The following is an 18,222-nucleotide window of genomic DNA, read 5'->3' on the forward strand; positions in this document are numbered from 1 at the left end:
TGATGAACGCCCGGAGTACTTTTTCCCGATACGCGGGGAGATGGTTGACGCTCACGCTTCATGAAAGTAAGTTTCATCCGTGGCGAAGAGTCCGAAGATTTCTGTGAGTCACGAGCCGGGTGGACTGATCGTCCACATCAGCGGCCTGCTCCCCTCGCTGTCGCCCGCCGAGCAGCGGGTGGCACGGCTGGTGGTCGCCGACCCGGCGGACGCCGCCCGGCGCACCATCACCGACCTCGCCACCACCGCCGAGACATCAGAGGCGACCGTGATCCGGTTCTGCCGCTCGGTCGGCATGAACGGCTACCCGCAGCTGCGCATCCGGCTCGCCGCCGAGGCGGCCCGCCGGATCGAGCCCCCGGACGCCCGGGTGGTCGGCGGCGACATCCCGCCCGGCGCCGACCTGGCCCAGATCATCGCCACCATCGCGTTCAACGACGCGCGGGCCGTCGAGGAGACGGCCGAGCAGCTCGACCCGGCCGTCTGCGAGCAGGTCGTCGAGGCGATCGTGGGCGCCAGCCGGATCGAGGTGTACGGTGCGGGCGCCAGCGGCTTCGTCGCCTCCGACTTCCAGCAGAAGCTGCACCGCATCGGTCGGACTGCGTTCTACTTCCCCGACGTGCACACCGCGCTCACCTCGGCGGCCCTGCTCGGCAAGGGCGACGTCGCGTTGGGCATCTCGCACACCGGCACCACCGCAGACGTGATCGAGGTGCTGGAGCAGGCCCGGTCCCGGGGCGCGGCCACGGCCGCGCTGACCAACTTCCCCCGCTCGCCGATCACCGAGGTCGCCGACTTCGTGCTCACCACGGCGGCCCGGGAGACCACCTACCGCTCCGGCGCGATGGCCAGCCGGCTGGCCCAGCTCACCGTGGTCGACTGCCTCTTCGTCGGCGTGGCCGCCCGCAACCGGGCGCGGGCCCGCAAGGCGCTGGAGGTCACCGCCGAGGCGGTACAGACCCACCGGGTCGGCTCCACCCGGAGGCGGGGATGACCGCCGGCCGGGTCCAGCCCGACGGGGTGGCCGCGGTCCCGGCCCGTCCGGTGGTCCGGGTGGGCGCGCCGACCGAGCGGCGCAACCCGCTCAGCGTCGACCTCGACCTGATGTCCACCCGGGACGTGCTCGCCGTGATCAATGAGGCGGACCGCCGGGTGCCGGCCGCCGTCGCGGCGGTCCTCGACGAGATCGCCGCCACCGTCGACCTCGCGGTCGCCGCGCTGCGCGGCGGGCACCGGGTGCACTACTTCGGCGCCGGCACCTCCGGCCGGCTCGGGGTGCTCGACGCCGCCGAGCTGGCTCCCACCTTCAATTCGCCCCGGCACTGGTTCTGCTCCCACATCGCCGGCGGCTCCGACGCGATGTGGCGGGCCGTCGAGGACGCCGAGGACGACCACGGGGGCGGAGCTGCCGCGGCGGCGGACTGCGTCGGCGCCGGCGACCTGGTCGTCGGCCTGGCCGCCAGCGGGCGCACCCCGTACGTTCTCGGGGCGCTCGCCGCGTCCAGGACGCAGGGGGCCTCGACCGTGCTGCTCTGCGCCAACCCGGAGGCGAATGCCGCCTCGGCGGTCGACGTCTTCATCGGCGTGGACACCGGCCCCGAGGTGGTGACCGGGTCGACCCGGATGAAGGCGGGCACCGCGCAGAAGTTGGTCCTCAACACCTTCTCCACCGCCGTGATGGTGCGGCTGGGTCGGGTCTACTCGAATCTGATGATCGACATGGTGGCCACCAACGCCAAGCTGCGGGGCCGGATGATCTCGATCCTGGTGGAGGCCACCGGCTGCGCCGAGGAGGTCTGCCGGCTGGCCCTGCACGAGGCCGACGGCGACCTGAAGACCGCCCTGGTGTCGCTGGTCTCCGGGGCTGAGGTGTCCGCCGCCCGGGCCGCCCTGGCCCGCTCCGCCCACGAGGTCCGCGGCGCTATCGCCCTGCTCGCCTCCTGAGGTCCCGTCACCGGCCGCTGCGTGGGGGCCGCGCCCGGTGACGTTGGTCACGACGCCGGCCGGAGTGGGACTTCGCGCACGCCCCGGATTGTTCAACCGGGGCGAGGGTATTCCGTGTCCGTGAATGAACCGACCGGTCCGTCGGCGCGGGTCAGGCCGTGACCAGGATCGCAGCGCGGCGGTGATGCGGATCGCTGTGCGCCCGGGGCCGGCAATGGTGCCATGCCCAGGGGTGGCAGCGTACGCCGATCCGCCGAGCCGGCCGTGGCGTCGAATGCGAGCCGCCCGACGGGGTGCTGACAGCAAACATGGATCGGGCTCTCAGCTACTACTCAGGCATTCGTGACACTTTCGACTCACGACACGGAATCCCGGACCCGTCTCAACTGTTGTGCAGGTGTCAGGACAGCACCGGTGGGCACAGCGGAAGTTACGGGGGAGGGCTGATGGACGTGGGGATGGCAAGGAACCGGGCAACCGGCGCGAGCGAGGGGACCGTGGACAACGTGGACAAGAACATCGGCAAGCGAACCGACGAGGTGGCCGAGGAGCGCGACCTTGTCGGAGTCTACCTTCACGAAATCTCCCGGACGCCGCTGCTGGACGCCGCCATGGAGGTCGACCTCTCCAAGGCGATCGAGGCCGGCCTCTACGCCGAGCACCTGCTCGACACCGACCGCGTTCCCGCCGCCGTCGCCCGGGACGAGCTGGAGCGGGTGGTCGCGGACGGCGAGCGGGCGAAGGACCTCTTCATCCGCGCCAACCTGCGGCTGGTCGTCTCCATCGCCCGGCGCTACGTGCGCTCGGGCATGCCCATGCTCGACCTGATCCAGGAGGGCAACACCGGCCTGGTCCGGGCGGTCGAGAAGTTCGACTACGAGCGGGGCTACAAGTTCTCCACCTACGCGACCTGGTGGATCCGCCAGGCGATCAGCCGGGCGATCGCCCAGCAGGAGCGCACCGTGCGACTGCCGGTGCACCTGGTCGAGGACGTCAACCGGATGCGGAACGTGACCCGGCAGCTCACCCGCGAGTTGGGCGGCGACCCGGAGCCGGAGCAGATCGCGGCGTCTCTCGGCGTCACAGTCGAGCGGGTCAACGAGCTGGTCCGCTGGTCGCAGGACACCGTGTCGCTGGACACCCCGATCGGCGACGACGGCGACACCAAGCTCGGCGACCTGGTCGCCGACACCGACGCCCCGTCGCCGGAGGACATCGTCCTCACCGGGCTGGAGCGGCAGCGCATCGAGGGTCTGCTCAACCACCTCGACGACCGGTCGGCCGGCATCATGCGGGCCCGCTACGGCCTGGAGGACGGGCGGGAGCACTCGTTGACCGAAGTCGCCTCGCGGTTCTCCCTCTCCCGGGAGCGGATCCGGCAGTTGGAGATCCAGGCCCTGGGCCGGCTGCGCGAGCTCGCCAGGGCGGAGGGCCTGCAGGCCGCCTGACCTGGTATCGATACGGCGAACGGCCGGCGTCCGACAGGGGGACGCCGGCCGTTCGCCGCTCGTGTCGGGGCCGTCAGCGGACCCGGCCGTACCCGTAGGGCTTCATCAGGTCGACGCTCCGCTTCTCCACGTTGCGCCCGAAGGTCGGCGCGTGGATCACCTGGCCCCCGCCGACGTAGATGGACACGTGCCCGAGGCTGTTGTAGAAGACAAGGTCGCCCGGGCGCAGCTCGCTGCGGCTGATGTGGCTGACCACGCCCCACTGCATCTTCGTGTTGTGCGGCAGCGACTTGCCGGCCGCCCGCCAGGCGGCGGAGGTGAGGCCGGAACAGTCGTACCCGTTCGGGCCGTCGGCGGCCCAGACGTAGGGCTTGCCGAGGGCGCCGTACGCGTACCGGACCGCGGTGCCAGCCCGGCCGGAGACGGCGGGCGCCTGCTCGGCGGAACCCCCGCTCGACTTGGACTTCGGCTTCGGCCTCGGCGCCGGCGGCTCGGTGGCCCGCCCGTACGCCTGGCGGCGCATCTCGTAGAGCTCGGCCAGATCCTTCTCGATCTTCTTCTTGCCGGCGGCGAGCTGCTTGGCCTGCGCAGCCTGCTTTGCCAGCGTCGCGTCGAGCCGGGCCTTCTGGTCGAGCAGCCGGCGCTGGCTCTCGGTGAAGCCCGAGATCCGCTGCTGGCGCTGCCGGGTGAGCTGGTCGAGGGTGTCCAGCCGGTCCAGCAGGTTGCTCGGGCCGCCCGCGCTCAGCAGCGCGTTGGCGGTGTCCATCCGGCCCGTCTTGTACGCGGTGACGGCGATCTCGCCGACGTCCGCCCGGCTCTGCGCGGTCTGCGCCTCCAGCGGCCCGATGCGGGCCGTCAGCTTCGCCGCGGCGGCCTTGTTCGCTTTGATGTCCTCGGTGAGCTTGTTGTAGGACTCGACGACCCGTTCCAGCTCGGTCGAGGACTTCTCGATTCGCTGGGTCAGTTCGGCGGGCGACGGCTCGGCCTGAGCCGCCGACGCCGGGGCGATCAGCACGGCCGCGAGGCCGACTGCCGCCAGTGCGCGCAGCGAATTCCTGAGGGACGACAAGAGCGGAAGGCTCCTCTCCCATCAGTCGCCGGGCGTCGCGGACGCCGCGGCGACGCCGGCCCGGGGCTGTCCGGGTGGACGGCCGTCGACCGGTCCGACCCGCACAACCTAACCCGGGACGGAAGTTACCCGCAGGTGAAGCAGGGGCGAAAGTGGCAAAACGGGCCGGATGTGTCGTGAGATACAGTCACGTTCGGTAGTTGAAGGGGAAGCGCTCCGGCGCGACCGGTTGGGCCGGATGTGCGGAACGGGCGTTCCACGGCTTTCGTCGTTCTGGGCGGATGCCGCCGGACGCGACGATCAATAGCCGGACAAGCCGGAATTGGTGGCCTCTTGCCGGCGCAGAGGGGACCGCAGGCTCGGGCCCGAGTCCGGAAATCCGGGGTCTGGGCTGGACAGACGGCCAGACAATGGGGCGGAGCCGGGAATCCCGTCAGGCGTCGACCGACGCCGCGGGGACCGCTCCCGGCCCCTCAGCCGTGGGAGACAGCCGTGATCCGAGATGGCTCCGCTACCCGCCCGCGCCGGTCACCGAGGGTGACCCCCGCGCCCCCTACCCTGCTCTACGCCCAGCCCGGGATCGTCGTCACGACGGACCGGTTCACCGTCGGCCGCAGCAGCTTCGCGATCACCGACCTGACCCACCTGCACACCGCCAGGGGCCCACACGACCGGCTCGCCGTCCGGGCGGTGGCGGTGACCGCCGTCATGATCGCCGGGGTGGGGCTGCTGCTCGGCTTCACCGGCGGCCTGCAACGGCTGACCGCCGGGGCGTACCTGACACTCGGGGCGGTGGCCCTGCTGCCCGTGCTGCTCGCGGCGGTCTGCGCCCGCTGGCGCCCGCCGCCGTACGAGCTGTGGAGCTGGCACCGGGGCGTCCGGGTGCTGCTGTTCAGCAGCGACGACCAGCGGCAGTTCGGGCAGGTCAGCCGCGCCGTGCACCGGGCCCGCGAGGGCGTGCGGTACGGCGGCTGGGGCACCGCGCCGGCCTCCGCGGAGGAGTTCTGGCGCCCGGATCGCTGACCCGGCCGGGTCAGCCTCAGCCGGCGACCGGCTCCGGGGTGCGGGCGCGCTCGGGAGCCAGCCAGTGACTCACCCGCCGTTCGGCGTAGAAGGACACGAAGGGCACCGTGCCGGCGAGCATCACCAGCAGCATCCGCTTCAGCGGCCAGTCCGCCCGGCGGGACAGGTCGAACGTCGCCGCCAGGTAGAGCATGTACAGCCAGCCGTGGGCGGTCCCGACGACCGCGACCACCGTCTTCTCGTCGAACCCGTACTTCAGCGGCATGCCGATCAGGACCAGCACTGCCAGCGCCACGCCCACGATCCAGGCGATCACGCGGTACCGGGTAAGGGCTCCGCCCACCTTCGTCCGTCCTTCCGAACCGGCCTCGGCCGGGTAGTCGCGAACCGGCGTCAGCCGGGATAGTCACCGGGCCGGGCGCCCGGATTGGCGTTCAGCCATGCCAGGTAGCGGTTGTACGCGGCCAGGTCGGCGTCCTCAGGGCCGCCGGCCGGCACCGCCGACGCCCGGGCGACCCGCACGGGTCGGCGTACCCCCGTCGGGGCGCCGGACGACGACAGGGCCGCGCCGGCCATGACGTCGCCGCCGGACTGCTCCTCGCCCGCCTCACCCGCCTCGTCGCCGCCCGCCGGCGGCCCGTCGGCGGCGGAGCGCAGGGTGTGCCGCAGCTCACGCCACCAGACGAAGAAGACGAACGCGGCGAAGACGGGCCATTCGATGGCGTAACCCCAGCTGATGGAGTTGCCGTCGGAGGCCCGGTTGATCTGCCACCAGCCCAGCCCGAGAAAGCTGACGACCAGCACGACCATGGCCACGTGGCGGGCGATCCACGCCGGTGTCCAGAGCCGTTTCATGGGGTCGAGGGTACCGGGAGTCGGGGCGCTCTCCGACGCGGCGTCGTAGTTCGGGGGTTTGGTGGTGGCCGGTGTGGGCATCCGTCTAGACGCCAGCCCAGACGAGACGAGGGGGCGACGATGACCGAATCAGTGCGGCAGACCGGCGGCCCGAGGGAAGCCAGCCCGGAGCAGCGGATGCCCGAGTGGGACGGCGACCACGTCCACGACATGTCCACCGACGACGGGCCCGTTGACGGCGAGCTGGGGATCGACCCCACCGAGCTCGCCGACGAGGACCTGATCCGCGAGATACACAGCCTGCACCGCACCCGTCTGGACACGCTGCGGCACGCGGCGGACTCGGCGCTCGCGAACCACCTGCGTCGCACGGCGGAACTGGAGACCGAGTACCTGGCCCGGCACCCGGGGCGCGAGGTCGACCCGGCCCGGCTGCGGGACGAGTGATGGCGGAGCACGCGGAGCGCGGGATGTCCGCGCCACCAGAGGTGGTGTTCAACACGGCGACCGACCCGGACCGGGCCGCCGCCTGGCTGCCCCAGCCGCTGCGGTCCGACGGCCGCAGCCGCCCCGACGTCAGCCCCGGGCAGATGCGGGCCCGGTGGGCCAGCGCCTCCGCCCCCGGCTGGTCGGCCGAGATCCGGGTGGAGCCCGCGGACGCCGGGGGCGCCCGGGTCCAGCTCGACCTGACCGGGGCATCCGGCCGGGCGGAGCCGGGACTTGCCGAGGAAACCCTGGTCAACCTCGCCCGCGAGGTGGCCGACAACCTGACCGCCGGTTGAGCCGGCAGCCGGACCCGCTGCCGGCGCGCCGCGCGCCAGCACGCGCAGAGAACGAGGAGACGCGGTTGAGCGACAGCAGCCTGAAGCAGAAGGTGGCGCGGCTGCGCCAGGCGTACGCGCCGCACGAGCACCGCCCGCTCGGTGGCTACCTGGTGGCGATGGGCACCTACGCCGGGGTGACCGCGACGCTCGCCGGACTGGTCCGGGCGACCGGCCGGCCGGTGCCGGAGCGGCCCAGCCCGTCGGACGTGGTGCTGCTCTCCATCGCCACCCACAAGCTCAGCCGGCTGCTGTCCAAGGACGCGATCACCAGCCCGCTGCGCGCCCCGTTCACCCGGTACGACCGCCCGAGCGGCTCCGGCGAGGTGATGGAGCAGGTCCGGGACTCGGGCAGCCCCACCCGGCACGCTATCGGGGAGCTGTTGAGCTGCCCGTTCTGCCTGGCGGTCTGGGTGGCCACCGGGCTCACCGGCGGCCTGGTGCTGGCCCCCCGGCTGACCCGGCTGGTGGCCACCGCGCTGACCGCGGTGGCGGCCTCCGACTTCCTCCAGATGGGCTACGCCATCGCCCAGCAGGCCGCCGACGGAGGTCGCGACAAGGCCGACGGACGCGACAAGGACTGACACGGGTACGGGGAGGGGCCGCCGGCCGCCTCCCCGTACCCGTCCGGCGTTGCGTCAGCGCTGCATGCCGGACCAGCCGTGCGGGGACTGCGTCTCGCGCTCCTCGTCGTCCTCGTCGCCGGTGATGATGTCCGGGTCGACGGCGGTGATGTCGTGCTCGTCGGCGAAGTCCGGCTCGGGCGTGGTGTCCAGGCCCTCCGGCGGCTGGCCGAGCGCCGGGACGCGCTCCTCCCGCTGCTCCTCGCGATCGGTCATCTCGCTGTCCTCTCCGTGGTCGGGGCGGGGTCGGTGCCGCGGTCAGCCCGGGTGACGGCGTCGGCCGCCGTGGGCCTGCTCGTGCCGGCCGCACCCGAGGCGTCAGGCGACCGACCCGCCCAGCAGATCGGCAGCCTCGTCCACCGCGTACTCGCCCTGGGGGAGCGCGGCGATCCGGGTGAGCAGCGCCGCGGGAAGCTCGGCGGCGACCGCCCGGCGGTAGATGTCCGCCTGGCTGATCCGCTCCTGGCCGTGGTAGATCTCGTCGAGCAGCTCGTCGAGCAGCCGGGTGTCCGGCTCCTCGACCGCCCCGGCGTCCCCGGTCGGGTCGGTGTCGGCGGGCAGATCGGTGTCGGTGGCCAGCTCGGCGTCGTCCACAGCTGCGTCCGTCACTGGTGGGTCGTCGGTCACGACGGTCAGCTACCCGAGCCGGAAACGGTCAAACCCACCCCACCCCACCCCACCCAGCCCCGGGACCGAATCCCACCCCCACCCACCTCCACGCGCGGTGATCAAGAGCTTTGCGTCAGGTCCGGTGGCGACTGCTGGCGCAAAGCTCTTGATCACCGGGGCGGGGTGGGTGGGGTGGAGGTCAGGCCGGGGGGGCGAGGGGGGCCGTCGTGGTGCGGCGGGTGTGGACGGCGGCGGCCAGGGTGTCGAGGACCTCCTGCGTGGTGTCCCAGCCGAGGCAGGCGTCGGTGACGGAGCGGCCGTACTCCAGCTCGCGGGTGGGGTCGAGGTCCTGCCGGCCGGGGAGCAGGAAGCTCTCCAGCATGATGCCGACGATGCCGCGCTGGCCGGCGGCGAGCTGGTCCGCGATGTCGGCCGCGACCAGCGGCTGGCGGCGGTGGTCCTTGCCGCTGTTGGCGTGACTCGCGTCGACCACCACCCGCTCCGGCAGGCCGGCCGCCCGGAGCAGCTCCAGCGCCCCGGCCACCGAGGCGGCGTCGTAGTTCGGGCCGTCGTTGCCGCCGCGCAGCACCAGGTGGCCGTCGACGTTGCCCCGGGTGTGCATGATCGCCGGGGTGCCGGAGACGTCGATCCCGGGGAAGACGTGCGGGACGCCGGCCGCCCGGATGGCGTCCACGGCGGTGCCGACGCTGCCGTCGGGGCGGTTCTTCATGCCGATCGGCATGGACAGGCCGGAGGCGAGCTGCCGGTGCACCTGGCTCTCCACGGTGCGGGCGCCGATCGCACCCCAGGCCACCGTGTCGGCGATGTACTGCGGGGTGATCGGGTCGAGGAACTCGCAGCCCACCGGCAGGCCCAGCCGCAGCACGTCCAGCAGCAGCGCGCGGGCGGTGCGCAGGCCGGTGTTCACGTCGCCCGAGCCGTCCAGCCCGGGGTCGTTGATCAGGCCCTTCCAGCCGACCGTCGAGCGCGGCTTCTCGAAGTACACCCGCATCACGATCAGCAGGTCGTCGGCGAGCCGGTCGGCGACGGTCCGCAGCTTGGCCGCGTAGTCCAGCGCGGCGGCCGGGTCGTGCACCGAGCACGGGCCGACCACCACCAGCAGCCGGTCGTCGGCGCGGTCGAGCACCCGGCTGACCGCGCGCCTGCCGTCGAGCACGGCCTCGGTGAGCGGCGCGTCCAGGGGCAGGTGGTGGTGCAGCAGGGCCGGGGTGGTCAACGGCACGATGCGATCGATCCGTTGGTCGATGACGCGATGGTTGTCCGGGGTGGTCACGGTGGGATTCCTTCTGCCGACCGTGCCCCGGGGCCGGCGCCCAGGGTCGAGCCGGCTGCTCGTACGCAAAAGGGCAGGAACCAATGTCCCTGCCCAGCCGGCTCGAAGAGGAGTGACGTCAGATCATGGTGAAGTCACCGGCTCCTCCAGCCGGCCGCCTAAACCATCGATAGCACCACGTCACGGCGACCACGATACCCGACGCGGCGGGATCACTACGAGGTGCGCGCCCCGTTCCGCCGAGCCGCGTACGGGGTACAGAGGCCCGCATGACGAATGCTCACAGTGACCAGGACCGGATCGAGTCCCGGGCCCACCTGCTGCCCGAGGAGGCCGCCGCCGGCAGCGACGACCCGCGGGCCCAGGCCGCCGCCATCCTCACGGAGTCGGACCTGCGGGAGGAGGACCGGGACGCCGCCCCCGACACGGTGCCGGAGCAGCGCGCCTCGGAGGAAACGGTGCCCCCGGTCGAGCCCCCGGACTGAGCGGGCGCGCCGGGCGCGCGACCGGCGCCCGGCGCTCCCGGCGGGAGGCGGTCCGGGCGTACCCCGGATCGTCACCGCGCCCGGCCGCACCCGACGGGCTGCGGCAGGCGGGCCCGCCGCCGCGCCGACCACGCGCGCGTCACCTTTCCGTCCCCCCGATCGGATAGCGTCGGGCCATGCCCGACAGCGGTTACCCCTGGCCGATCGAAACGACCCGACTGGACAACGGCCTGCGCGTGGTGGTGAGCGAGGACCGCGCCGCCCCCGCGGTCGCCGTGAACCTCTGGTACGACGTGGGCTCCCGGCACGAGCCGGACGGGCAGACCGGGTTCGCCCACCTCTTCGAGCACCTGATGTTCGAGGGCTCGGTGAACGTGGCGAAGACCGAGCACATGAAGCTCGTCCAGGGCGCCGGCGGCTCCCTGAACGCCACCACCAACCCGGACCGGACGAACTACTTCGAGACCGTCCCGGCCGAGCACCTGGAGCTGGCGCTCTGGCTGGAGGCCGACCGGATGGGCGGCCTGGTGCCGGCGCTGACCCAGGAGACGCTGGACAACCAGCGGGAGGTGGTCAAGAACGAGCGCCGCCAGCGCTACGAGAACGTGCCGTACGGCGACGCGTGGCTGCGGCTGCTGCCGCTGCTCTACCCGCCGGGACACCCGTACCACCACGCGACGATCGGGTCGATGGCCGACCTGAACGCCGCCGGGCTGGCCACCTTCCAGGACTTCCACCGCACCTACTACGCACCGAACAACGCGGTGCTGACCGTGGTCGGTGACGCCACCGCGGCCGAGGTGTTCGCGCTGGCCGACAAGTACTTCGGCGCACTCCCGGCCCGGGAGTCGATCCCGGCCGCGCCGGACGGCCGGCACGTGCCGGGCGGCGGCGGGCCGGTGGCGGAGACCGTCACGGCCGCGGTGCCCGCCCCCCGCGTCTACGTCGCGCACCGCACCCACGCCTTCGGCACCCCCGGGTACGACGTGCTCACCGTCCTCGCCACCGTGCTGGGCAGCGGCCGGGGCAGCCGGCTCTACCAGCGCCTCGCCGACGGCGAGCGGATCGCCCAGCCCGACCTGGTCGGCTCCTACGGGGTGGATCTCGCGCACGCCCCCGCCCCGCTGATCGCCACCGCCACCGCCCGTCCCGGGGTGAGCGGCGAGCGGCTGGCCGCCGGGGTGGCCGAGGTGGTCGACGAGTTGGCCACCGTGCCGGTCACCGCCGCCGAGCTGGACCGGGCCAAGGCGCTGCTGAGCACCGGGTGGTGGCGGCAGATGTCCACGGTCGACGGACGCGCCGACGCTCTCGGCCGGTACGCCACCCAGTTCGGCGATCCGGCCGTCGCCGCCGAGCGGCTGCCCGCCTGGCTCGCGGTGACCGCCGAGCAGATCGCCGAGCTCGCCGCCGAGATGCTGCGTGCCGAGGACCGGGTGACCCTGACATATCTGCCCGAGGAGAGCGCGTGAGGCCGACGACCGCGCGGCGCCGCCCGGTGGGCCGCCGCGATCCGCTGTCCGCCGGCCCCGCAGTCGTGAACGGAAGGAAACCCCGATGAGCCTGATCGCCGACCGTCCCGGGCCGGGGCTGGCCCGGCCCTACCGGTTCCCGCAGGTGGTACGCCGCTCGGTGGCCGGCGGCCAGGTCGTCGCCGCGCACCTGCCCGGGCAGAACCTGGCCGTGGCGCTGCTGCTGCTCGACGCCGGCGCCGGGCGGGAGCCGGCCGGCCGGGAGGGGCTCGGGGCGGTGCTGGCCAAGGCCCTGGAGGAGGGCACCGCGCAGCGGGACGCCACCTCGTACGCGCTGGCCGTGGAGGGGCTCGGCACCGAGCTGGTGACCGGGCTGGACTGGGACTCGTTCCAGGTCAGCGTCCAGGTGCCGGTGGACCGGCTGGCCGCCGCCGTGGAGCTGCTCGCCGAGGCCGTCCGGACGCCCCGGCTGGACCCGGACGACGTGCGGCGGGTCCGCGACGACGAGGCCACCGCCCTGCGGATGGACTGGGCGAACCCGGGCCCCCGGGCCGAGGCGGCGTTGCGGGCCGACCTGTTCGGCGCGGAGAACCGGTGGGGCCGCCCGATGTACGGGGACCCGGACTCGGTGGCCGGCCTGGACCCCGAGGACATCACCGTCTTCCACTCCGAGTGGTTCCTCCGTCCCGGCACCCTGATCGTCGTCGGCGACCTGGATCGCCTCGACCTGGACGCGCTCGGCGCGGCGGCGTTCGCCGGCACCGGCGGCGGCCCGGTCTCCCAGGGCGGTCCGATCGACGTGTCGCTGCGCGCCGGGCGGCGGATCATCCTGGTCGACCGGCCCGGGTCGGTGCAGTCCACGCTTCGGCTGGGCCACCCGGCGCCGCACCGGGCGCACCCCGACCACGTGCCGTCGTTGCTGGCCGGCACGGTGCTCGGCGGGGCGTTCACCTCCCGGCTCAACCACCTGATCCGCGAGGTGCGCGGCTACACGTACGGCATCCGGGGCGAGTTCGCCTCGTCCCGCCGGTTCGGCCGGTTCGCGGTCAGCTCGGGCGTGCAGACGGCGGTGACCGCGCCCGCGCTGGTGGAGGCGGTCGGCGAGATCAGCCGTACCCAGGTCGGCGGGGTCACCGAGGACGAGCTCGCGGTGGCCCGGTCCTGGCGGGCCGGGCAGCTCTCGGTCGAGCTGCAGAGCCCTCGGGCGATCGCGTCGGCGCTGACCACCCTGGTCGTGCACGACCTGCCGGACGACTACCACGCCCGGCTGCGTGAGTCGCTGCTCGCCGCCGACGTCGACGAGGTCTCGGCCGCCGCCGCGGGCCACCTGCACCCGGAGTCGCTCACCCTGGTGGTGGAGGGCGACGCCGCGCTGATCCGCGACGACCTCGTCGCCACCAACCTCGGCGAGATCGTCGACGCCCCCCGCTGACCCGCCCGACGGCGGCCCGCCGACCGGCCCGCGCGGAGAAGGGAGATGTGATCTCCGTCGCGCGGGCCGTGGCGGCTGCCGGGCCGGTGGCACGGGGCGTGCGGCTGCCGGGCGCGGATGTTGCGGCCCGGCGGCCGGGTCGCCTGTGATTTTCCGGGCGACGCTCCGCGCCGGGGTCGTCGTTGCGGTTCCGGCGCTGGTCCAGGTGGGTCGGGTCACTGCCGGGACGGGTCCGTGCGGTGGGAAAGCGTTCCCGGCCGGGGCGTCGACCTGGGTAGCCTCGCGGGCATGAGGATCGGCATTGTGGGGGCCACCGGCCAGGTCGGTGGCGTGATGCGGCAGGTGTTGGCGGAGCGCGAGTTCCCGGCGGAGCAGGTGCGGTTGTTCGCCTCCGCCCGCTCGGCGGGGCGCGCCCTGCCGTGGCGGGACGGCGAGGTCACCGTCGAGGACGCGGCGACCGCCGACTACTCCGGGCTGGACATCGTGCTCTTCTCCGCCGGAAAGGGCACGGCGAAGGAGCTGGCCCCCCGGGTCGCCGAGTCCGGCGCGGTCGTGATCGACAACTCGTCGGCGTTCCGGACGGACCCGGACGTGCCGCTGGTGGTCGCCGAGGTCAACCCGCACGCCGCCGCGAACCGCCCGAAGGGCATCATCGCCAACCCGAACTGCACCACGATGGCCGCGATGCCGGTGCTGCGCCCGCTGCACGCCGAGGCGGAGCTGGTCGGCCTGGTCGTCTCGACGTACCAGGCGGTCTCCGGCGCCGGCCTGGCCGGCGTGGCCGAGCTGGACGAGCAGGTCCGCAAGGTGGCCGAGCAGGCCGCGGGGCTGGCCTTCGACGGCACGGCCGTGGAGTTCCCGGCCCCCCGGGTCTTCGCCCGGCCCATCGCGTTCAACGTGCTCCCGCTCGCCGGCTCGATCGTCGACGACGGCTCCGAGGAGACCGACGAGGAGCAGAAGCTGCGCGACGAGAGCCGCAAGATCCTGGAGATCCCCGGGCTGCGGGTCTCCGGCACCTGCGTCCGGGTCCCGGTCTTCACCGGCCACTCGCTCCAGATCAACGCCCGGTTCGCCCGGCCGATCACCCCGCAGCGGGCCCGCGAACTGCTCGACGGCGCCCCCGGGGTGGCCCTGTCCGACGTGCCGACCCCGTTGCAGGCCGCCGGCCAGGACCCGACGTACGTGGGTCGGATCCGCGCCGACGAGACTGCGGAGCACGGCCTCGCCCTGTTCTGCTCGAACGACAACCTGCGCAAGGGCGCCGCGCTGAACGCGGTGCAGCTCGCCGAGCTGGTCGCCGCCGAGGGCCGCTGACCCCGCTCCCGCCGGCCGGGCCGTCGCGTCGGCCGGCCGGCGGGCCGCGCGTCGGGTTGGATGGACCCAGGTACGACGACCCGACCTGGAGGCTGCCGTGGCGGACGAGAAGACCCGGAGCGCCCTCACCGAGCTCATCGCGGGCCGGTGGATGGGCGTGCTGGCGACCATCAAGCGGGACGGGCGCCCGCAGTTGTCGAACGTGGTCTACTCCTTCGACCGGGCGGCCGGGCTGATCCGGGTCTCGGTCACCGACGGGCGGGCCAAGACCGCCAACCTGCGCCGGGACCCCCGGGCCAGCTTCCACGTCAGCAGCGACGACGGCTGGGCGTACGCGGTGGCCGAGGCGCGGGCCGAGCTGACCCCGGTGGCGCGGCGGCCGGACGACGCGACGGTGGAGGAACTGGTCGGGCTCTACCGGGCCGTGCAGGGCGAGCACCCCGACTGGGACGACTTCCGCGCCGCGATGGTCGCCGAGGGGCGGCTGGTGCTACGCCTGCACGTCGAGCGGCTCTACGGCATGCCACCGCGCGGCTGAGTCCCGCGACGCGGTGAACTGGCTGAACCACGAGCCCTCCACCGGGCACCGGTCATCGGCGGCCCGGTCCGCGTTACCCCTCGGGGCGGGCGGGTAGACCGCGGGTGCCGACACCGAGAGGGGAGCACCATGACAACGGTCGGAGAGTTCATGACGACCCGGTTGGTGACGATGGACGGCAACGAGACGCTCACCGCCGCGGCGCGGGAGATGCGCGACAGCGCCATCGGCGACGTGGTGGTGACCAACGGCACCGACGTGGCCGGCATCGTCACGGACCGGGACATCACGGTTCGGGGCGTCGCCGAGCAGTTGGACCCGACCTCGACCCGGCTCAACCAGATCACCAGCCGGGACGTGATCACGGTGAGCCAGTACGACGACACGGTGGCCGCCGCCGACCTGATGCGCACCTACGCCGTACGCCGGCTGCCGGTGATCGACGACGGGCGGCTGGTCGGCCTGATCTCGATGGGCGACCTCGCGGTCGAGCGCGAGCCGCAGTCGGTGCTGGCGGACATCAGCGCCGACGAGCCCAACAACTGACCGTCCGCCGCGGCGACGCCGGCCCCCGCCCGGGGGCCGGCGTCGCGTCGTGCGCCCGCGCCCACCCGCTCACCCGATCCGGGCGAGGTTGACCCCGCACCGGCCGGGGACCCTCCTGCGACGTCGAACGCGGATCGACGGGAGGAGAGGGCCCGATGCTGGATGCGACCACCAGGTTCTTCGAGAACCTGGACCGGCGGGGTTACGAGCCCCTGCTGACCAAGGTTTCCGGAACCCTGCGTTTCGACCTGCACGAGGGGCCGCAGACCAGGCACTGGCTGCTGGTGATCGACCGGGGGCGGGTCCGGGTGAGCCAGGAGGACCGGGAGGCCGACACGGTCGTCGGGACCAGCCCGGCGCTGTTCGAGGGTCTCGCCACCGGCCGGGAGGACGGATTGGCGGCGTTGCTGCGCGGTGACATGACGGTGACCGGCGACGCCCGGCTGGTGGTGCAGGTGGAGCGGCTCTTCCCCGGCCCTCCGGGCAGCCGGGAGCCGCGTCGGCTCTTCCACCGGGAGGTGTATTGATGGCGCAGGCCAACACGGTCCGGATCCTCGACGGCAACACCTTCGTGGTGTCGGAGGACACCGGCGACATCGAGGCGACGCCCTCCGAGCCGACCGGGCTGTTCTCCATCGACACCAGGTTCCTGTCCCGCTGGGTGCTGACGGTCAACGGCGAGCGGCTCAACGCGCTCTCCTACGACGACCTCCAGTACTACGAGGCGCGGTTCTTCCTGGTGCCGGGGATGCCTACCCATTACGTCGACGCCAAGTTGTCGATCATCCGCGAGCGGACGGTCGGCGGCAGCTTCCACGAGCAGTTGACCATCCTCAACCACGACGAGAAGGCCGTCGACCTGGAGATCAGGATGGACGCCGGCGCCGACTTCGCCGACCTGTTCGAGGTCAAGGACGAGATCTTGAACAAGAAGGGCGAGACCTACGCGGAGGCCGAGGCGGACCGCCTGCGGCTGGGCTACCGACGGGGCAACTTCCGGCGGGAGACGGTGATCTCCTCGTCGCAGACCGCCCGGTACGACCGCAACGGCTTCGCGTACAGCGTCCACCTGGAGCCGAACGGGCAGTGGAGCACGGACATCGACGTGGAGACGGTCGCGGTCGGGCCGGGCGGCCGGGACCTGCGGATGGGGCTGCGGATGCCCAGCCACGAGCGGCCGGCCCTCCAGCGTGACCTGGAGGAGTGGGTCGCCGCCGCGCCGAAGGTGAACTCCGAGTGCGAGCACCTGGCCCGCACGTACCGGCGGAGCCTGATCGACCTGGCGGCGCTGCGCTTCTCGCCCCTGTCGCTCGGCGGGCAGATGCTGCCCGCGGCCGGACTGCCCTGGTTCATGACCATGTTCGGCCGGGACAGCATCCTGACCTGCCTACAGGCCATGCCGTTCGCCCCGGACCTGTCCCGGACCACGCTGCGCCTGCTCGGATCGTTGCAGGGCACCCGGTTCGACGACTTCCGGGACGAGGACCCGGGGCGGATCCTGCACGAGCTGCGCTACGGCGAGACGGCCGCGTTCGAGGAGCAGCCGCACTCGCCGTACTACGGCTCGGTGGACGCGACGCCGCTGTTCGTGGTGCTGCTCGACGAGTACGAGCGGTGGACCGGGGACGTGGCGTTGGTCCGGGAGTTGGAGCAGGAGTGCCGGGCTGCGCTGAGGTGGATCGACAGCTACGCCGATCTGGTCGGCAACGGCTACATCTGGTACGAGCGGCGCAACACCGACACCGGCCTGGAGAACCAGTGCTGGAAGGACTCCTGGGACTCCATCTCGTACCGTGACGGCACGCTGCCGCCGTTCCCCCGGGCCACCTGCGAGGTGCAGGGGTACGCGTACGACGCGAAGGTCCGGGCCGCCCGGATGGCGCGCGAGTTCTGGGACGACCCGGCGTTCGCCGAGCAGTTGGAGCGGGAGGCGGCGCAGCTCAAGGAGCGCTTCAACCGCGACTGGTGGGTGGAGGACGGGGAGTACTTCGCCCTCGCCCTGGACCCGGACGGACGGCCGGCGGACGTGCTCAGCTCGAACATCGGCCACCTGCTGTGGAGCGGCATCGTCGACCATGACCGGGCCGAGAAGCTCGCCGAGCACCTGGTCGGGCCGCGGCTGTTCTCCGGCTGGGGCGTGCGGACGCTGGCCGAGGGGGAGGCCCGGTACAACCCGATCGGCTACCACAACGGCACGATCTGGCCGTTCGACAACTCGTTCATCGCCTGGGGGCTGCGCCGGTACGGCTTCGCGGAGGAGGCCGCGACCATCGCCGACGGTATTCTCGCCGCCGCCAGCTACTTCGACGGGCGGCTGCCCGAGGCGTTCGGCGGGTACCACCGGGAGCTGACCAAGTTCCCCGTCGAGTATCCGACGGCGTGCAGCCCGCAGGCCTGGTCGACCGGCACCCCGATGCTGTTGCTGCGCACCATGCTGGGCATCGAGCCGCACGGGGGACACCTGTCGGTCGAGCCGCGCCTGCCGATCGGCATGGGGCGGATCGAGGTGCTGGACATCCCGGGCCGCTGGGGCCGGGTCGACGCCTTCGCCCGAGGCCGCCTGAACCTGCACCAACTCTCCACCTGACCCACAGTGCCCGCCGCACTGAACCGCTTCCGCCGCGCAGAACCACGGAATCAGTGCCCCCGTGCGTCGTCCGAGGGCACTGATTCCGTGCGGTCTGCCGCGACCCGGGGCGCCAGAGCGCTCGGCCGGGGGCAGAAACGGGTCAGCCGTCCGCCGTGGGCGGCG

The 18,222-nt window shown here is 73.0% G+C and carries 21 protein-coding genes; 15 read left to right on the plus strand and 6 right to left on the minus strand.

The features are described from left to right. Positions 1–79 precede the first annotated feature (79 nt). The 3 genes from ABT023_RS12415 (at position 80) to ABT023_RS12425 (ending at position 3,392) form a co-directional block, all read left to right on the plus strand. The gene (locus ABT023_RS12415) at positions 80–994 is read left to right on the plus strand and encodes a MurR/RpiR family transcriptional regulator (protein ID WP_350884577.1); all 915 of its coding nucleotides are present in this window, start codon (positions 80–82) and stop codon (positions 992–994) included. Continuing rightward, complete coding sequence (locus tag ABT023_RS12420; RefSeq protein ID WP_350884579.1) at positions 991–1,944, plus strand: N-acetylmuramic acid 6-phosphate etherase; 954 nt, start codon at positions 991–993, stop codon at positions 1,942–1,944. The genes ABT023_RS12415 and ABT023_RS12420 overlap by 4 nt, the downstream gene beginning before the upstream one ends. Positions 1,945–2,402: 458 nt before the next feature. Then, a complete protein-coding gene (locus ABT023_RS12425) occupies positions 2,403–3,392 on the plus strand; it encodes a sigma-70 family RNA polymerase sigma factor (protein ID WP_350884649.1) in 990 nt (329 codons plus the stop codon). A 73-nt stretch (positions 3,393–3,465) separates the two neighbouring features. Here ABT023_RS12425 and ABT023_RS12430 read toward each other — a convergent pair whose 3' ends face one another. Then, positions 3,466–4,461, minus strand: coding sequence for a C40 family peptidase (locus tag ABT023_RS12430; RefSeq protein ID WP_350884581.1), 996 nt, complete (start codon positions 4,459–4,461; stop codon positions 3,466–3,468). Between the two features lie 537 nt (positions 4,462–4,998). Between ABT023_RS12430 and ABT023_RS12435 the strand changes: the two genes are divergently transcribed. Further along, entirely contained in the window at positions 4,999–5,484 is a 486-nt protein-coding gene (locus ABT023_RS12435) for a DUF6232 family protein (RefSeq protein ID WP_350884583.1), read from the plus strand. Positions 5,485–5,500: 16 nt separating this feature from the next. Here the strand turns inward: ABT023_RS12435 and ABT023_RS12440 are convergent, their stop codons facing one another. Further along, the gene (locus ABT023_RS12440; RefSeq protein ID WP_350884585.1) at positions 5,501–5,827 is read right to left on the minus strand and encodes a DUF3817 domain-containing protein; all 327 of its coding nucleotides are present in this window, start codon (positions 5,825–5,827) and stop codon (positions 5,501–5,503) included. A 50-nt stretch (positions 5,828–5,877) separates the two neighbouring features. Beyond that, on the minus strand, positions 5,878–6,339 hold the full coding sequence (locus ABT023_RS12445; protein WP_350884587.1) for a hypothetical protein: 462 nt from the start codon (positions 6,337–6,339) through the stop codon (positions 5,878–5,880). Positions 6,340–6,459: 120 nt separating this feature from the next. Between ABT023_RS12445 and ABT023_RS12450 the strand changes: the two genes are divergently transcribed. The 3 genes from ABT023_RS12450 (at position 6,460) to ABT023_RS12460 (ending at position 7,744) form a co-directional block, all read left to right on the plus strand. After that, positions 6,460–6,786: a DUF6158 family protein gene (locus ABT023_RS12450; RefSeq protein ID WP_350884589.1), complete on the plus strand. Its 327-nt coding sequence runs from the start codon at positions 6,460–6,462 to the stop codon at positions 6,784–6,786. Beyond that, positions 6,786–7,121, plus strand: a complete 336-nt coding sequence (locus ABT023_RS12455; protein ID WP_350884591.1) for a hypothetical protein — start codon at positions 6,786–6,788, stop codon at positions 7,119–7,121. Before ABT023_RS12450 ends, ABT023_RS12455 begins: the two co-directional genes overlap by 1 nt. Positions 7,122–7,186: 65 nt before the next feature. Further along, positions 7,187–7,744: a DUF1360 domain-containing protein gene (locus tag ABT023_RS12460; RefSeq protein ID WP_350884593.1), complete on the plus strand. Its 558-nt coding sequence runs from the start codon at positions 7,187–7,189 to the stop codon at positions 7,742–7,744. Between the two features lie 54 nt (positions 7,745–7,798). Here ABT023_RS12460 and ABT023_RS12465 read toward each other — a convergent pair whose 3' ends face one another. The 3 genes from ABT023_RS12465 to ABT023_RS12475 form a co-directional block, all read right to left on the minus strand. Next, a complete protein-coding gene (locus tag ABT023_RS12465; protein ID WP_350884594.1) occupies positions 7,799–7,999 on the minus strand; it encodes a hypothetical protein in 201 nt (66 codons plus the stop codon). Positions 8,000–8,101: 102 nt separating this feature from the next. Beyond that, positions 8,102–8,344 carry a hypothetical protein gene (locus ABT023_RS12470; protein WP_502890658.1) on the minus strand — a complete coding sequence of 81 codons (243 nt, stop codon included), beginning with the start codon at positions 8,342–8,344 and terminating at the stop codon, positions 8,102–8,104. Between the two features lie 247 nt (positions 8,345–8,591). After that, positions 8,592–9,686, minus strand: a complete 1,095-nt coding sequence (locus ABT023_RS12475; protein ID WP_350884596.1) for a 3-deoxy-7-phosphoheptulonate synthase — start codon at positions 9,684–9,686, stop codon at positions 8,592–8,594. A 269-nt stretch (positions 9,687–9,955) separates the two neighbouring features. Between ABT023_RS12475 and ABT023_RS12480 the strand changes: the two genes are divergently transcribed. The 8 genes from ABT023_RS12480 to ABT023_RS12515 all read left to right on the plus strand — a co-directional run bounded on the left by ABT023_RS12480 (position 9,956) and on the right by ABT023_RS12515 (position 18,057). Next, entirely contained in the window at positions 9,956–10,171 is a 216-nt protein-coding gene (locus ABT023_RS12480; protein ID WP_350884598.1) for a hypothetical protein, read from the plus strand. Between the two features lie 176 nt (positions 10,172–10,347). Next, on the plus strand, positions 10,348–11,640 hold the full coding sequence (locus tag ABT023_RS12485) for a M16 family metallopeptidase (protein ID WP_350884599.1): 1,293 nt from the start codon (positions 10,348–10,350) through the stop codon (positions 11,638–11,640). 85 nt (positions 11,641–11,725) lie between these two features. Then, entirely contained in the window at positions 11,726–13,072 is a 1,347-nt protein-coding gene (locus ABT023_RS12490) for a M16 family metallopeptidase (protein WP_350884601.1), read from the plus strand. Positions 13,073–13,360: 288 nt separating this feature from the next. Continuing rightward, positions 13,361–14,386, plus strand: a complete 1,026-nt coding sequence (locus tag ABT023_RS12495) for an aspartate-semialdehyde dehydrogenase (RefSeq protein WP_350884603.1) — start codon at positions 13,361–13,363, stop codon at positions 14,384–14,386. Positions 14,387–14,483: 97 nt separating this feature from the next. Next, on the plus strand, positions 14,484–14,924 hold the full coding sequence (locus ABT023_RS12500) for a PPOX class F420-dependent oxidoreductase (RefSeq protein WP_350884605.1): 441 nt from the start codon (positions 14,484–14,486) through the stop codon (positions 14,922–14,924). A 129-nt stretch (positions 14,925–15,053) separates the two neighbouring features. Continuing rightward, complete coding sequence (locus ABT023_RS12505) at positions 15,054–15,470, plus strand: CBS domain-containing protein (protein ID WP_350884607.1); 417 nt, start codon at positions 15,054–15,056, stop codon at positions 15,468–15,470. A gap of 155 nt (positions 15,471–15,625) precedes the next feature. Then, the gene (locus ABT023_RS12510) at positions 15,626–15,997 is read left to right on the plus strand and encodes an SCP2 sterol-binding domain-containing protein (RefSeq protein WP_350884609.1); all 372 of its coding nucleotides are present in this window, start codon (positions 15,626–15,628) and stop codon (positions 15,995–15,997) included. Next, positions 15,997–18,057, plus strand: a complete 2,061-nt coding sequence (locus ABT023_RS12515; RefSeq protein WP_350884612.1) for an amylo-alpha-1,6-glucosidase — start codon at positions 15,997–15,999, stop codon at positions 18,055–18,057. The genes ABT023_RS12510 and ABT023_RS12515 overlap by 1 nt, the downstream gene beginning before the upstream one ends. The last annotated feature ends 165 nt before the right edge of the window (positions 18,058–18,222 follow it).

Source organism: Micromonospora sp. NPDC002296 (assembly GCF_040296145.1).
Classification (GTDB): Bacteria; Actinomycetota; Actinomycetes; order Mycobacteriales; family Micromonosporaceae; genus Micromonospora.